The sequence below is a fragment of the Aidingimonas halophila genome, from assembly GCF_900106955.1.
GTDB lineage: Bacteria > Pseudomonadota > Gammaproteobacteria > Pseudomonadales > Halomonadaceae > Aidingimonas > Aidingimonas halophila.
Map to the genome: position 1 here is coordinate 79,476 of NZ_FNNI01000004.1, position 15,289 is coordinate 94,764.

General features: G+C 61.0%; 16 protein-coding genes. 13 read left to right on the top strand and 3 right to left on the bottom strand.

The annotated features are described in order from the left end of the window. Nucleotides 1-9: 9 nt before the first annotated feature. Genes BLW01_RS08620 through tal form a run of 9 tightly spaced genes read left to right on the top strand, consistent with a single transcriptional unit; the run spans nucleotide 10 to nucleotide 9,153 of the window. Complete coding sequence (locus tag BLW01_RS08620) at nucleotides 10-711, top strand: HAD family hydrolase (RefSeq protein ID WP_092569378.1); 702 nt, start codon at nucleotides 10-12, stop codon at nucleotides 709-711. Then, nucleotides 708-1,496 carry an L-iditol 2-dehydrogenase gene (locus tag BLW01_RS08625; RefSeq protein WP_092569107.1) on the top strand — a complete coding sequence of 263 codons (789 nt, stop codon included), beginning with the start codon at nucleotides 708-710 and terminating at the stop codon, nucleotides 1,494-1,496. Before BLW01_RS08620 ends, BLW01_RS08625 begins: the two co-directional genes overlap by 4 nt. 2 nt (nucleotides 1,497-1,498) lie before the next feature. After that, nucleotides 1,499-2,452: a sugar kinase gene (locus BLW01_RS08630; RefSeq protein ID WP_092569108.1), complete on the top strand. Its 954-nt coding sequence runs from the start codon at nucleotides 1,499-1,501 to the stop codon at nucleotides 2,450-2,452. Further along, entirely contained in the window at nucleotides 2,449-3,756 is a 1,308-nt protein-coding gene (locus BLW01_RS08635; RefSeq protein ID WP_092569109.1) for a D-tagatose-bisphosphate aldolase, class II, non-catalytic subunit, read from the top strand. The genes BLW01_RS08630 and BLW01_RS08635 overlap by 4 nt, the downstream gene beginning before the upstream one ends. Continuing rightward, nucleotides 3,753-4,502 (top strand): GolD/DthD family dehydrogenase, encoded by a 750-nt coding sequence (locus BLW01_RS08640; RefSeq protein ID WP_092569110.1) that lies wholly within the window; start codon nucleotides 3,753-3,755, stop codon nucleotides 4,500-4,502. The genes BLW01_RS08635 and BLW01_RS08640 overlap by 4 nt, the downstream gene beginning before the upstream one ends. Before the next feature lie 28 nt (nucleotides 4,503-4,530). After that, on the top strand, nucleotides 4,531-5,154 hold the full coding sequence (locus BLW01_RS08645; protein ID WP_092569111.1) for a nucleoside triphosphate hydrolase: 624 nt from the start codon (nucleotides 4,531-4,533) through the stop codon (nucleotides 5,152-5,154). A gap of 19 nt (nucleotides 5,155-5,173) precedes the next feature. Beyond that, on the top strand, nucleotides 5,174-6,649 hold the full coding sequence (locus tag BLW01_RS08650; protein ID WP_092569112.1) for a mannitol dehydrogenase family protein: 1,476 nt from the start codon (nucleotides 5,174-5,176) through the stop codon (nucleotides 6,647-6,649). Between the two features lie 14 nt (nucleotides 6,650-6,663). Continuing rightward, nucleotides 6,664-8,154, top strand: coding sequence for a xylulokinase (gene xylB, locus BLW01_RS08655; protein ID WP_092569113.1), 1,491 nt, complete (start codon nucleotides 6,664-6,666; stop codon nucleotides 8,152-8,154). A 45-nt stretch (nucleotides 8,155-8,199) separates the two neighbouring features. Then, nucleotides 8,200-9,153: a transaldolase gene (gene tal / locus BLW01_RS08660; protein WP_092569114.1), complete on the top strand. Its 954-nt coding sequence runs from the start codon at nucleotides 8,200-8,202 to the stop codon at nucleotides 9,151-9,153. A 59-nt stretch (nucleotides 9,154-9,212) separates the two neighbouring features. Here the strand turns inward: tal and BLW01_RS08665 are convergent, their stop codons facing one another. Further along, nucleotides 9,213-10,208 carry an LLM class flavin-dependent oxidoreductase gene (locus BLW01_RS08665; protein WP_092569115.1) on the bottom strand — a complete coding sequence of 332 codons (996 nt, stop codon included), beginning with the start codon at nucleotides 10,206-10,208 and terminating at the stop codon, nucleotides 9,213-9,215. A 199-nt stretch (nucleotides 10,209-10,407) separates the two neighbouring features. On the opposite strand from BLW01_RS08665, the gene BLW01_RS08670 reads away from it, so the two are divergent. The 3 genes from BLW01_RS08670 to BLW01_RS08675 all read left to right on the top strand — a co-directional run bounded on the left by BLW01_RS08670 (nucleotide 10,408) and on the right by BLW01_RS08675 (nucleotide 13,226). Further along, nucleotides 10,408-12,030, top strand: coding sequence for a BCCT family transporter (locus tag BLW01_RS08670; RefSeq protein WP_092569116.1), 1,623 nt, complete (start codon nucleotides 10,408-10,410; stop codon nucleotides 12,028-12,030). 67 nt (nucleotides 12,031-12,097) lie between these two features. Next, entirely contained in the window at nucleotides 12,098-12,265 is a 168-nt protein-coding gene (locus BLW01_RS18470) for a hypothetical protein (protein ID WP_175529800.1), read from the top strand. 13 nt (nucleotides 12,266-12,278) lie between these two features. Next, a complete protein-coding gene (locus tag BLW01_RS08675; RefSeq protein ID WP_092569117.1) occupies nucleotides 12,279-13,226 on the top strand; it encodes a D-2-hydroxyacid dehydrogenase family protein in 948 nt (315 codons plus the stop codon). Between the two features lie 7 nt (nucleotides 13,227-13,233). On the opposite strand, the gene BLW01_RS08680 is transcribed toward BLW01_RS08675, so the two are convergent. Then, nucleotides 13,234-14,106 (bottom strand): PhzF family phenazine biosynthesis protein, encoded by an 873-nt coding sequence (locus BLW01_RS08680; RefSeq protein WP_092569118.1) that lies wholly within the window; start codon nucleotides 14,104-14,106, stop codon nucleotides 13,234-13,236. Nucleotides 14,107-14,226: 120 nt separating this feature from the next. Between BLW01_RS08680 and BLW01_RS08685 the strand changes: the two genes are divergently transcribed. Continuing rightward, nucleotides 14,227-14,922 (top strand): extensin-like domain-containing protein, encoded by a 696-nt coding sequence (locus BLW01_RS08685; protein WP_092569119.1) that lies wholly within the window; start codon nucleotides 14,227-14,229, stop codon nucleotides 14,920-14,922. A gap of 40 nt (nucleotides 14,923-14,962) precedes the next feature. Here the strand turns inward: BLW01_RS08685 and BLW01_RS08690 are convergent, their stop codons facing one another. After that, nucleotides 14,963-15,214, bottom strand: coding sequence for a YjiS-like domain-containing protein (locus BLW01_RS08690; protein ID WP_092569120.1), 252 nt, complete (start codon nucleotides 15,212-15,214; stop codon nucleotides 14,963-14,965). Nucleotides 15,215-15,289 lie beyond the last annotated feature (75 nt).

Here is a 15,289-nt window from a genome sequence, read left to right on the forward strand (position 1 = left end):
GAGCCTGCCATGGAAACCTTGATTTTCGACTGTGACGGTGTCCTGGTCGACAGCGAGTGCCTCGCCGAGGGGGTGCTCATGGAACGCCTGGGGCAGTGGCTCCCGGACCTTCATCCAGAGCAGGAATTGCGACAGGCGCTGGGCATGACGACGTCGGCGATCCTGGCACACCTCGAGCAACGCAGTCGCTACACACTACCGAGTGACGCCCTGGACCGGATCGATGCGGCCATCGAGGTTCGGCTGGCGCGTGAACTCTGCGCCATTCCCGGTGTGGCCGATCATCTGGCGCGTCTTTCTCTGCCGGTGGCGATCGTCTCGAACAGTAGCCGACGCCGGGTTCGAGCCTCATTGGAGACCACCGGGCTCGCCGAGTGGCTTGATGATGTCCCGCTGTTCACCGCTGAGGAGGTCGAATTCCCGAAGCCCGATCCAGGCGTCTATATGTTGGCGGCACAGCGTCTGACGTGCGAGCCGTCGGATTGCCTGGTGATCGAGGATAGCGTCTCGGGAGTGACCGCTGCCCGTGCGGCCGGCATGACGGTGATCGGTTTCCTTGGGGCGAGTCATATCGAACCGGGCCATGATCGGTCTCTGCTCGATGCCGGCGCCTGGCGGCTAATGACTCGCATGAATGAACTGGATGACCTGCTGGCTCTGTGGCGACAGAGCGCCGTATCCGACAATGCCAATACGAGGACGACAGAATGAGATTACAGGACAAGGTGGCCGTTATCACCGGTGGTGCCAGAGGTATCGGGTTGGCAATCGCCCAACGCTATCTACATGAAGGGGCGTGTGTGGTCGTTGCCGATATCGATACGTCATCCATCGATTCGGCAGTCGCGCAACTCAATAGTGAAGCGAATGCGAGTGGCCGCGTGCTGGGTGTCACACTCGATGTCTGTGACCGGGATTCCGTCGCTACCATGATCAGGACGGTCACGGATCAGTGCGGCGGTATCGATATCCTGGTCAACAATGCCGCCGTCTTCGATATGGCGCCAGTGCTGGAAGTTACCGAGGCGAGCTACGACAAGCAGTTCAATGTCAACGTCAAAGGGTTGTTCTTTACCTTGCAGGCGGTGGCTCAGTCCATGGTCGACCGTGGCAAGGGCGGCAAGATCATCAATATGGCATCACAGGCGGGTCGACGCGGTGAGCCGCTGGTCAGCATGTATTGCGCGACCAAAGCGGCAGTCATCAGCCTGACGCAATCCTGCGGTCTGGCACTCATCAAGCACGGTATCAACGTCAATGGTATTTCGCCTGGCGTGGTCGATACACCGATGTGGGAAGACGTCGATGCGCTGTTCGCACGTTACGAGGGACGTCCCCTCGGCGAGAAGAAACGTCTGGTGGGTGAAGCCGTCCCTTACGGTCGTATGGGATTGCCGGAAGATCACGCCGGTGCAGCGGTATTCCTGGCATCCAGTGACAGCGACTATGTCGTCGCGCAAACGCTGAATGTCGATGGTGGCAACTGGATGAATTGATCATGTTCGATATTGCAACGAGTGGCGAGTTGCTCGCTGAATTCATTGCTGTGAAGCGCAACCAGCGTTTCGACGAGACCGGCGATTTTCGCGGTCCTTTCCCGAGTGGTGCGCCGGCGATTTTTGCGTCGCAAGCGGCACGCATGGGAGCGAATGTGGCCTATGCCGGTTGCGTCGGCCATGACGGATTCGGTGACATGATCCTCGATCGGCTACGCGGCGACGGTATCGATGTCGAGGCCGTGCAGCGTGATGCGCAGCGTCCGACGGGCACGGCCTTCGTGACCTATCATGATGATGGCAGTCGCCATTTCATTTACAACATTGCGCATAGTGCCGTGGGCCAGCAGGCCTTGTCGCCGGAGCGGCTGAAGCATCTGGCCGCTAGCCGCTTCTTCCATGTCATGGGGTCGTCCCTCTCCTCGCCGGAAGCCATCGATATCGTCCGACGCCTGGTGGGTGCCGTGAAGGCCAATGGCGGGCGGATCAGTTTCGATCCCAATATCCGTCCGGAGCTCGTCGCCAGCGAACCTGTAAAAGCGGCGATTCTGAATATGCTCGCTGAATGCGACATTTTCCTGCCCAGCGATGCGGATATCGATTGGCTGCGTGAGCAGGGCGAAACCATGGAGATGACGATCCAGCGCCTGATGGCTGCCCATCCCATGTCGCTGGTCGTGCTCAAGCAGGCGGCACAGGGGTGTCGCGCTTTCAGTGACAACCAGACATTGACGGTAGCGGGGTTGACCGTCGAAGAGGTCGACCCGACCGGTGCCGGGGACTGTTTCGGCGGGGCGCTCGTCGCTTCGCTGGCGCAGGGCAAGTCGCTGGAACGGTCACTCGCATTGGCCAATGCCGCTGGTGCCCATGCCGTGACGTGCGTCGGACCGATGGAAGGCTGCAGCGACTTGTCGCAGCTTGAACCTCGGTTGGCTTCTGCAGGAGGCGGCCAATGAGCGATTCCATTCTCGATACCATTGTCGACGCCAATCGGCAGGGCGCTCTGCGCGGTATTTACTCGGTGTGTTCGGCGCACCCGCTGGTGCTGGAAGCGGCCTTCGATCGGGCCGTGAGGGATGACTCGCCACTGCTGGTCGAGGCGACCTGTAACCAGGTGAACCAGGACGGGGGGTACACCGGCCAGACACCGGAAGACTTTCGTCAGGCGGTCCTGGCGATAGCCCAGCAGCGCGGGTTCGAGATAGCCCGGCTCGTTTTGGGAGGCGATCATCTGGGGCCTTCTCCCTGGCAGCATCTGCCCGCCGATCAGGCGATGGCCAACGCGGAAGCCATGGTGGCCGCCTATGCGCAAGCCGGCTTCGAGAAACTCCACCTGGATGCCAGCATGGCCTGCGCCGATGACCCGGTGGCGCTGGATGACCGCGTCGTTGCCGAGCGGGCCGCCCTGCTCTGTCAGGCGGCGGAAACGGCGGCCGGTGATCGGCGGTCACGATTGCGTTACGTGATCGGTACGGAAGTGCCGACGCCGGGAGGGGCCCAGGAGCATCTCGACACAGTGGAAGTGACATCGACCGCGGATCTGCGCACCACGCTGGAGACGCACCATCGGATCTTCGCCGCTAGCGGCCTCTCGGCGGCCTGGTCGCGGGTTCGTGCCGTGGTGGTGCAGCCGGGCGTGGAGTTCGGACACACCGAGGTGGTCGATTTCGTGCCGGAGGCAGCGGCCGAACTGAGTGACGCCATCACGGGCTGGCCGAACCTGGTATTCGAGGCCCATTCGACCGATTATCAGACCCCAGCCGCCTATCGTGCGCTGGTCGCAGGCCACTTCGCTATCCTCAAGGTCGGCCCGGCCTTGACCTTCGCCATGCGCGAGGCGTTGTACGCACTCGACGCCATTGCCCGAGAAGCGCCCGGCATCGAGACGGTCGATCTGCGTACGACGCTGGAGCGGACCATGACCGCCGATCCGCGATACTGGCAGGCCTATTATCATGGCAGTGACGCCGAGCAGCAGTTTGCCCGTCATTTCAGCCTGAGTGATCGAATCCGTTACTACTGGACCCGCTCCGAGATAGCCGAGGAATTGGAACGGCTGTTCCAGGGGCTGGAAACGCGACCGATTCCCCCGACGCTGATCAGTCAGTATCTGCCCAATCAGTATGCGGCCATCCGCGCCGGCGAACTGGCCGACGCCCCCCGGTCGCTGGTACGCCATCGTATCGGCGAAACGCTGGCCACCTACGCCCAGGCCTGTTTTCCCCAGTCAGCCTCGGATACCAGGAGAGTCGAGTCATGAGCAATATCCGTTTCGATTTCAGCCATCGGGTAGTGTTGATCACCGGGGCGGCGAACGGTATCGGCAAAGCGATGGCAACGCGCTTTGCCGAGTGCGGCGCCTCCCTGGTGCTGGTCGACCGCAGTGATGCCGTCGTCGAGCTGGCGAGGTCGCTGGGTCAAGCACACATGGGGGCTGTGGCGGATGTCACCGATGAGGCCGCCTGCGAGTCGTTGTTCGAGGAGATCGACCAGCGCTTCGGACGCCTCGACATCCTGGTCAATAATGCCGGGATCGGGCCACTGGAAGCCGCCGAGTCGATGTCCAGCGATCTCTGGGATGCGACTCAGGCGGTCAATCTGCGCGGGGTGTTTCTCTACAGTCGCGCAGCCGGCCGGCGCATGCTGGATCAAGGCAGCGGCCGGATCATCAACCTTGCCTCCCAGGCGGCCAGTGTCGGTCTCGAGGGACATCTGGCTTACTGCACCAGCAAGTCCGGTGTGCTGGGCCTGACGCGAACCCTGGCCCTGGAGTGGGGGCCGCGAGGTATTACCGTCAATGCCGTGTCACCGACCGTCGTCGACACCGAACTGGGACGCTATGGCTGGGCAGGCGAGAAGGGCGAGCGCATGCGCGGCCTGATTCCCACCCGCCGCTTCGCCGATCCCGATGAGATCGTGGCCGCCATTCAGTACCTGGCCGCCGATGAGGCGGCCATGATCAATGGCGCCGATCTTCGCATCGACGGCGGTTATACCGCCTGGTGACGACAACTTATCACGGGGAGGTACCACTGTGACGCCGGATATTTCCACCATGGCGACCCGCCTGCGGCAAGCGGCCGGTGAACGACAACGATTCATCGTCGCACTGGCCGGTCCGCCGGGAGCTGGCAAGTCGTTCCTGTCGACAGCGCTGTGCCAGGCGTTGAACGAGCAGGTGCCCGGCATTGCCGAGATCGTGCCGATGGATGGCTACCACTTCGACAATGCCGTCATCGAGCCGGCGGGGCTGTTGCCTGTCAAAGGGGCGCCGGAAACCTTCGATGTCGATGGTCTGGTTCGCGATCTGGAGCGTATACGTGCGTCGGACCGGGACGTCGCCGTGCCTGTATTCGATCGACCACTCGATCTGGCGCGAGCCGGTGGTCGCATCATCCAGACCCGCCATCGCATCGTGCTGGTCGAAGGTAATTATCTGCTGCTCGACAAGCCCCCCTGGACGGCACTGGCACCACTGTTCGACAGGACAATCTTCATCGACGTGCCGGAAGACGTCATCGAAGAGCGACTGATCCAGCGCTGGCTGGACATGGGACAGGACAGAGAGGGCGCGGAAGAGCGCGCCCGCTTCAAGGACATGATCAACATGCAACTGGTCAACGCCCATTCGGTAACACCGGATGTGATCTGGCGTTGATGGCCAACAGGAGCCGAACATGATCTCACTGAACAACAACAACGTGTCGCGTCTCGATGCGGCGGTCGAGGCGCCCGTCTATGACCGTGGTGCAGTGACGCCCGGCATCGTGCATATTGGCGTGGGTGGTTTTCACCGGGCTCACCAGGCGATGTATCTCGATACGCTGATGAACCGGGGGCAAGCGCTGGACTGGGGTATTGTCGGCGTGGGTGTGATGCCGGGTGACAAGCGCATGCAGGAGGCGCTGTCGAGTCAGGATCACCTCTATACCCTGGTGGTCAAGCATCCCGACGGCCACTACGCTCCCCGGGTGATAGGCTCGATGATCGACTACCTGTTTGCGCCTGATGATCCCGAGGCCGTGATCGAAACCATGGCCGATCCCGCGATCCGTATCGTCTCCCTCACCGTGACCGAAGGCGGTTACAACTTTCACCATGTCACCGGCGAGTTCGATGTCGATAATCCGGATGTACAGCACGATCTGGCCCACCCCGAGACGCCACGGACCACTTTCGGGCTGGTGATCGAAGCACTGAAACGCCGTCGAGAGCGTGGTATCGCCCCATTCACGGTGATGTCGTGCGACAACATCCAGGGCAACGGCCATGTCGCCGGTCGGATGTTCACGGCCTTTGCTCGTCATCGTGACCCCGAGCTCGGTGACTGGGTGGCGGCAGAAGTGCCATTTCCCAATTCGATGGTCGATCGAATCACGCCGGTGACCTCCGCACAGGATATCGAGGAGGTCGCCAACCGGTTCTCGATTCAGGATGCTTGGCCGGTGGTCTGTGAACCGTTCACCCAATGGGTGCTCGAGGATCGTTTCATTGCGGGACGGCCGGGATTCGATGAAGTCGGCGTGCAGGTGGTAGATGACGTCGAACCCTACGAATTGATGAAGCTTCGTTTGCTCAATGCCAGCCATCAGGCGCTATGCTATTTCGGTTATCTCGCCGGTTACCGCTATGCACATCAAGTCTGTCAGGATGAGTTGTTCGTCACCTTCCTGCTGGACTACATGCGCCACGAGGGCTCGCCGACACTGGCGCCGGTTCCGGGCGTGGATCTGGAAACCTATCGCCGGACCCTGATCGAGCGGTTCGCCAATCCGGAAATCAAGGATACGCTGGCCAGGCTGTGTGCCGAGAGTTCCGATCGTATTCCCAAGTGGTTGGTGCCGGTGATTCGTGAACAACTGGACAGCGGTGGCGAAATGCATCGGGCAGCGGCGGTGGTTGCCAGCTGGGCACGCTATGCTGAAGGGAAGGACGAACAGGGCGAGCCGATCGAGGTGGTCGACCGCCTCAAGGAGTCATTGATGGCACTGGCTGCCGACAATCGTAGCCGACCGACTGCGTTCATCGAGAACCGGGAACTGTTCGGCGATCTGGCCAATCAACCGAGATTTCGCGACGCGTATCTCGCTGCGCTGGACAGCCTGTACCAGCAGGGTGCCAGGGCGACCGTGGCATCGCTGGTCAATCCGTGAAGGAGCCGAGGCGAATGTATCTGGGAGTGGATTGTGGTACGCAGAGTACCAAAGTCGTGGTGGTCGATGTCGATCATGGGGTGATTCGTGGCGAAGCCAGCCAGGGACATTCACTGATCGAAGGCGACAATGGACGTCGTGAACAGCATGTCGAGGACTGGATCGCCGCACTTCGCGGCGCCTTTCATGCGGCCCTTGAGGCTGCCGGGGTTTCGGCCAGGGCCATTCGCGGCATTGGCGTATCCGGCCAGCAGCATGGGATGGTGGCGCTGGATCGGGAGGGGCAGCCACTCTATCCGGCCAAGTTATGGTGCGATACCGAAACGGCTGAGCAAAATGCCGACCTGGTCGAGCGGTTAGGGGGGGAGAGAGGTTGTATCGAGAAGCTGGGCTTGGTACTGCAAACCGGCTACACCGCCTCCAAGCTGGCCTGGTTGCGTGAAAAGCACCCCGAGACCTATCAGCGTATCGATACGCTGCTGTTGCCTCATGACTATCTCAATTTCTGGTTGACCGGCGAGATAGTGGCCGAAGCCGGGGATGCCTCCGGTACCGGCTATTTCGATACCTGTCAACGTCGTTGGCGCGAGGATGTCTTTGCCGTTATCGCGCCCGAGCTCGATCCGCAGCGGGTGCTGCCCCGGTTGATCGATTCCCATGAGCCAGCGGGGTACGTTCGCCCCGCCATCGCCCGTGAACTGGGATTGTCCGAGGACGTGGTGGTCGCCAGTGGCGGCGGCGACAACATGATGGGGGCGATCGGGACCGGTAATATCACGCCGGGGCTGGTGACGCTCAGCCTGGGAACATCGGGCACGGTGTGTGCCTATTCGCCGGAGCCGGTCCGTGCCGAGAACGCCATGGTGGCGGATTTCTGTTCCAGTAGCGGGGGCTGGCTGCCGCTGATCTGTACCATGAACGTGACGTCGGCAACCACCCGGGTCAGGGAGATGTTCGGTTTCGATCTGACGGCCTTCGGCGAGCACGTAGCCAGTGCGCCGATCGGGGCCGAGGGTGTGACGGTACTGCCGTTCTTCAATGGCGAGCGGGTACCGGCGTTGCCTCAGGCGTCCGCCAGCTTCCTGGGGCTGACCAGTCGCAACACCACACCGAGCAACCTATGCCGCGCCGTGGTCGAAAGCACGACCTTTGGTATGCGTTACGGTCTCGAGATGCTGGGTGGACTCGCCGATGGCGTCAGTCAGATCCGACTGATTGGCGGTGGTGCCAATAGTGCCATCTGGCGGCAGATGGTGGCCGATATCACCGGTACGGAAGTGGTGTGTCCGCAGATCACCGATGCCGCGGCACTGGGCGCAGCACTTCAGGCCGCCTGGTGCGAGCGTTATCATGACGGAGTGACGTTGAACGATCTGTGTGAACGGTTGGTTCACCTGGACCAGAGTTCGCTGGCAAGTCCCGACCCGACACACGTCGAGGCCTACCAGGAGGTCTATGCCCGTTACCGTAGCGTGCTCGCAACCCATTATGGCATCGCCTGGTGACAAGGCGCGTGCCGTCATCCCATTTTTCCCATGACAGGAGGGGCCATGTCATCCCAACTCGATGCCTTGAAAACACTATCCCTGGTGGTCGCCGATACGGGTGACCCCGATGCCATTCGTCGCTATCAACCGGCAGATGCGACCACTAACCCGTCGTTGCTGCTCAAGGCGTTCGAATTGCCTGGTTACCAGGCGCTGATCGATGACGAGTTGGCGACCGTGCGATCAGAACGATCGGATCGGCAGGCGCAGGTGGATCATGCCGTTGATCGGCTGGCCGTCGCAATGGGAACCGAAATCACGAAGCTCGTGCCTGGACGCGTTTCCACAGAAGTGGCCGCCAAGCTTTCGTTCGATACCCAGGCGAGCATCGACAAGGCGCGAGAACTGGTAGCGCTGTACGATGAGAACGGCGTGTCGCGCGAACGTATCCTGATCAAGCTGGCCTCGACCTGGGAAGGGATTCGGGCGGCCGAAGTGTTGGAAAAGGAGGGAATCAACTGCAACCTGACACTGCTGTTCAGTGAAGCCCAGGCCCAGGCGTGCTTCGATGCCGGTGTGTTCCTGGTTTCTCCCTTCGTTGGCCGGGTCACCGATTGGTACAAGAAAGAGACCGGCAAGGACTATGCCCCGGGAGACGATCCGGGAGTGAATTTCGTGCGCAATGTGTGTTCACTGGCCGGCCGCGGTGGCTATGACACCGTGGTGATGGGGGCGAGCTTCCGTAATACCGGGCAGGTGCTGGCCCTGGCCGGTTGTCACCGACTGACGATTTCCCCTGCACTGCTCGAGGAGTTGGCCGGTCGTGAAGGCGAGGTGGAGTGCAAGGTATCCTTCCCGCCGGTCGATGAGCGACCCGCGCCGCTGGATGAGCCGACGTTCCGCTGGGGCCACAATCAGGATGCCATGGCCAATGACAAACTGGCGGAAGGCATCCGTCGTTTCGCCGACGATCAGCGCAAGCTGGAGACACTGATCGACCAGCGATTGTCAGGGTAATTCCCTCCCGCTAGCTGCTGGCAACGCATGCCAGCGGCTAGGCCGGTGCCGTATCGTCTTCATGACTGCCAGACGTCGGCAACGATGTCGTAGCTGCGTAGCCGGTCCGTCTGGGCATAGACATCGGTATTGAGCATCAACTCGTCGGCACCGGTTTGTGCCAGGAAGTCTTCAAGCCCCTGGCGGACCGTATTCGGCCCACCGATGACGGCTGCGCCCAGGAATTGCTCCACCGATGCTTTCTCCCGGGCATTCCAATCGAGGGATTCCGTCGGGGGCAGTGCCCGTGTGCTGCGCCCACGAATCAAGTTGAGGAACTTCTGCTGCGCGGTGGTGGCCAGGTAGTGGGCGTGTTCGTCACTATCGGCGGCGATCACCGGTAGGCCGACCATGGCGTAGGGCGTGTCGAGTACCTCGGAAGGGCGGAACTGGTCGCGGTACAAGCGCAGGGCGTCGAGCATGTAGCCGGGAGCGAATTGGGCCGCAAACGCGAACGGTAGGCCCATACGTGCGGCCAACTGCGCACTGTAGCCGCTTGAACCCAATAGCCAGAGTGGGACATGCGTGCCCTGGCCCGGTACCGCTTTGACTTGCTGGCCGGGTGTCGCGTCATCCAGATAGTGAGCGAGCTCGTCCACCATCTCGGGAAAATCATTGACCCCTGCATGCGGGTGGCGACGCATGGCAGCCATGGTGGTGCCATCGGAGCCCGGTGCCCGGCCCAATCCCAAGTCGATCCGATCCGGATAGAGCGTTGCCAGCGTACCAAACTGCTCGGCAACGACCAGCGGGGGATGATTGGGCAACATGATGCCGCCGCTGCCGATCCGGATGCGGGAGGTCTGTCCTGCGACATGGCCAATCAGTACGGCGGTGGCGGCGCTGGCGATGCCATCGATGTTGTGATGCTCGGCGAGCCAATAACGGTGGAAACCCAGCGTTTCGGTATGCTGGGCGAGCGAGACGGTATCGGAGAAGGTCTCGGCGATACTGCCGTTCTGGCGAATGGGAGCCAGGTCCAGAACGGATAGCGGTGTGGTGGCGAGTCGGCTCATAGTGTCCCCGAGGATAAACAGGAATGTCGTGAGTATTGCTTAGCTTGCTTGCTATTTGTCTGTTATGGGGATGACGAGGTCAAATTGCAATTTTCCCGTGCGACATGCCGATCGTGATTGGTAGTCCGTGGGATGGTGCATTACCCTGCCTGGCATCGGAGTCAGCGTATCACGCAGATCCCTTATCAAGGAGCGAGACATGGCCAATTCTGGAGGGCAGCGGGTCTTTGCCGTTTCGGCAGTGATCATTCTGGCGCTGGTCGCTGTCGGAGCGGCATTTCCCGAGCGTTTCGGTAACGGTGCGTCTGCTGCCTTGACGGTAGTGACCGAGTGGTTCAGCTGGTTCTATCTCTTTTCCGTGTTCGGGTTCGTCGTTTTCCTGCTGGGGCTGGCACTCAGCAAATACGGCAAGATCCGTCTCGGCCCCCAGGATAGCTCGCCAAGCTATAGCTTCTTTTCCTGGGTCAGCATGCTGCTGGCAGCCGGTTTCGGCGTCGGCCTGGTGTTCTACGGCATGGCCGAACCGATGTCCCACTTCATGGAGCCGCCGTACGGCGATCGCGAGGCAGAGACTGCGGCAGCGGCACGTTATGCCATTCAATACAGCTTCTTCAACTGGGGCGTGCATCAGTGGGCGGCGTTCTCTCTGGTCGGCTTGATCATTGCCTATTTCCAGTTCCGCAAGGGGCAGGCGGGGCTGGTATCGTCGGTGCTTTCCTCGGTCACCGCCAAGCACCCCAGAGCGCATCGCTATGGCTCGGCGCTGGATGTCTTTGCTGTCGTGGCGACCGTCATGGGCGTGGCGACATCGTTGGGGCTGGGCGTGTTGCAGATGAATGGCGGGCTCAATGCGGTGTTCGGCCTGCCCGAGAATGTACTGTGGCAGTTCATCATTCTCATGGTCATGTTCCTGGCCTATATGGCGTCGACATGGTCGGGGCTGGACAAGGGCATCAAGCGGCTCTCCAATCTCAACATGGTGATGTGCATTGCCCTGATGCTTTACGTGCTGGTGACGGGGCCGACCCTGGCGATTCTCGAGACCATCACCCGTGGCCTGGGCGATTACCTGCAAAATTTCGTGGGGATGAGTTTGCGCACGGCGCCCTACAGTGATGATAACTGGGCCAGTACCTGGACGATCTTCTACTGGGCCTGGGTGATCGCCTGGTCACCGTTCGTAGGGACATTCATTGCGCGGGTCTCACGCGGGCGTACCATCAGGGAATACGTGTTCGGTGTGCTGATCGTGCCGCCACTGCTGGCCTGTCTCTGGATCGGTGTCTTCGGTGGCATCGCGCTGGAGATGGAGCTTTCCAATGACGTGGGGCTGGCTGCCGCGACTCAGGACAACATCACCGTGGCACTGTTCGAACTATTCGAATTGATGCCTTTTACGCCCGTGCTGTCCATGGTCGCCATCATGCTGATCTTCATCTTTCTGGTGACGTCAGCCGACTCGGCTTCCTATATCGTGGCGCAGATGACCGATCAAGGTTCGATCAATCCGCCGCTCTACAAGCGTATCGCCTGGGGTGTGCTCATTGCATCAATCTGTCTGACACTGATCGCCTCAGGCGGACTGACAGGACTGCAATCGGCATCGGTACTGTCGGCGTTACCGTTTGCTTTCATTCTGTATGGCATGGTGTTCGTGCTGATCAAGGAGCTGCGGGCGGATCGCAAGTCGATGTTGACCCAACTCTATCGGCGCCATGGCGACACGCCCGTCGGTGCCGATCTCTTCGAGGCCGATATCATGGATGAGGCGGATCGCTATCGTCGTGCCCCCGACGTAATCAACCGAAGAATCAACCGCTGACGGCAAGACTGGCGATTTTCCGGGGAGACGCTTAAGGTATTGGGATTCGAGTCCGGAATGTGAGGCCATGGCCCGATACGACAAGTCCTCGCGCCGTTTACATGGTGCCACCCCCAGACATCGAATGTCTCCTTTTGATCGGTGGCTGGACCGCTTGGTGAGTATGGCGGTCCTGGTTGCCATCGTTGTTGGTGCCGCGGCTCTGGTCATCACTATCTGGCCGGGACTGCATTGATGTGAGCCCCTACATGAAAATCGTGATTCCCGATGATTACCAGGATGCGGTTCGTCACTTGTCATGCTTCGACACATTGGCAGGCCATGAGGTCGTCATTCTCAATGACACCGCCAGTGATCTGAATGCCCAGGCCGAACGCTTCGCCGACGCCGAAGCTCTGGTCCTGATACGTGAGCGTACCCGGATTACCGCCGAACTGCTGGAGCTCCTGCCACAATTACGGGTGATCAGCCAGACAGGCCGTGGTACGTCGCATATCGATCTAGACGCTTGTCGTCAGCATGGCGTAGAGGTGCTTGCCGGCAAGGGCTCCCCCCATGCACCGGCGGAACTGACCTGGGCGCTGATGATGGCCGCCATGCGCAACCTGCCGCAGGAAGTGGAAAACCTCAAGGCCGGGCGATGGCAATGTACTCTGGGACAAGGGGTGCGAGGCCGGACATTAGGGATCTTCGGTTACGGCAAGATCGGTACCCTGATGGCGCGTTATGCCCAGGCATTCGAGATGCCGGTACTGGTCTGGGGCCGAGAAGGCAGTCGGACACGCGCACGAGACGCGGGGCTCGAGGTGGCTGCCAGCCGGGAGGATCTGTTCGAACGGGCCGATGTGGTCAGCCTGCATCTCCGACTCAACGATGAGACCCGTGGCATCATTGGCCGCGAAGACCTGGCGCGAATGAAGTCATCGGCGTTGCTGGTCAATACCAGCCGAGCCGAGTTGATCGTCGAGGGCGCGCTTGAAGAAGCATTACGCTTGGGACGTCCCGGCAAGGCTGCCGTCGATGTCTTCGAGCAGGAACCCCTGACGACACATCCCCTGCTGCACGACCCCAGAGTTGTCGCCACGCCACATCTGGGCTATGTCGAGAAGGACAGCTACGAGCTGTATTTCAGCACGGCATTCAGCAACCTGATGGCGTTCGCCAACGGAGAGCCCGTGACCACGGTCGAATCCTGAACCAGACTCAGAGATAGACCATGCCTTCACCAACGATGACTGCCTGCCCCCCGATGTGGATGGTCATGGCATCGTTGGTGTCGCGCTCGACACTGGCATGAATCCGGCTCGGCCGCCCCATTTCCACGCCTTGGTCGAACCACCAATGCCACTGGCCCACGCCTGATTGCCGGGTGGCCAGGAAACCGACCAGGGCGGATGCGGCGCTTCCCGTGGCCGGGTCTTCACGCAGGTTGCCGATTTCCGTGGAAAACATGCGGGAGCGACGTGTTGCATCGCCGGTACGGACATGCAGATAGATCTGCTCGATGCCGCTCGGTGATACTGTCCGGTGCCATGAAGCCGCCGAGGGTAGCGCCTTGCCCAGGGCCTCCAGACTGTCCAGCTCGATCAGGTGGAATGCCAGGCCGCAGGAGGCGATCACGGGCTCATCCACGATCTGGGAGAGTGACAGTCCGAGCAGGTCGGCAGCCGTGACACGATCCAACGAACTTGGCTGCAGGTCGACCGGCCGGGCAGTGGTGAAACGGGCCATGTCACCGTCGAATCGTACGTCCAGATCGCCGACACCGGCTTGCAACACCAGCGGAGATTGGCGATCGGCCAGTGCGAGTGACGCCAGCAGGTGAGCCGTACCGATGGTCGGATGACCGGCGAAGGGCAGTTCCGTGCCCGGGGTGAAGATGCGTATCGGGAAGCGGTTCCTGGCTTCCGGCGTGCCGACGAAAACCGTCTCCGAGAGATTCAGTTCGGTCGCGATGGCCTGCATCCGCTCGGTGGACATTCCCGCCGCCTCCGTGAAGACTGCTAGCGGATTGCCCGCAAACGGCGTATCCGTGAAGACATCAAGTAGATAGTAACGGTCACCGGTTCTGTTCATCGGCTCATCTCCCTTGATCGACGAGTGGCATTCAGTACGACGTCCAGACAGATCTTAACCGGCCGCTGATCGTGAAGCGAATCGGTGCAGGGCGCACAAGCAGACATAGGTAGACATTTCATGCGAGTTACCCTCATCGCCATGGCCCTGATCATCATTGCCTTGGGGTTCGACAAAGGCTGGTGGGTCATCCCTGATCATTGGGCTCCCTGGACACCGCTAGCGGTGGATGATCCCTTGACGCCGGTGACCCGATGGAAGTTGTCGCAACTCGAAGGGGATCGAGAAGGATGCCGCCAGGTATTGGCCGGGGTGACCGATAAGACGCCTTCCTATACGGTGCTGGAGGATCACACCCCCGTTGATGAGTGTCCTCTGCGTAACGTGGTTCGCCTGAGAAGTACGGGGGTCGACTTCAACGAGGCGTTCGTGGCGTCCTGCCCGATGGCGCTGGCTTGGATGATTTACGAACGCCAGCGTCTGCAGCCGGCCGCCGAGACGATACTGGGCAGCCGTGTCACCGCGGTCGAGCACTATGGCAGCTTCGCCTGTCGCAACGTTTATGGCCGGGACCAAGGGCGCCGCAGTGAGCATGCCACGGCCGAGGCGCTGGATGTCGCGGCGTTTCGATTAGCGGATGGGCGCCGCATCGATCTGGCCGGTGACTGGGATGATGAAAACGAGGAAGGACAATTCTTACGCGCAGCCGAACGTGGTGCCTGCGACGTATTCGGCACGGTACTGGGGCCGGATGACAATGCCGCTCACGCGGATCACTTCCACTTCGGGATGCGGGGTGCGTCGTTCGGTTGTTAGGTAAGTAGGCCCCGGCCACTCCCTGTGGCCGGGGCCTTCGCTAAGTCAGTCTGGTGCCACAGCGGGGACAGACATCGGGTGTTTCAGCCGATTCCTCTGTCTTGCGATAGGCGATATCCGGACGCTGACTTTCCGGGTTGAGTGGGACCAGCTTGCCACGCTCCCAGCGCAGGCCGATGTCCTTGAGGGTATGCGGGTCGCATGATTCCAGTTCGGCGTACATCCGACGCTTGGCGGCATGGTTGCCGAGGGCGGTTCGCAGCCGGCGTAGCGTGTTGCGCAGAATAGGCATGGTTTCGGTCTCCTTGTGGTCGGAGGCCGGGCCTTGTGCGCGAACAGGTCATCGATGGTGCGAGGATAGCTTGGC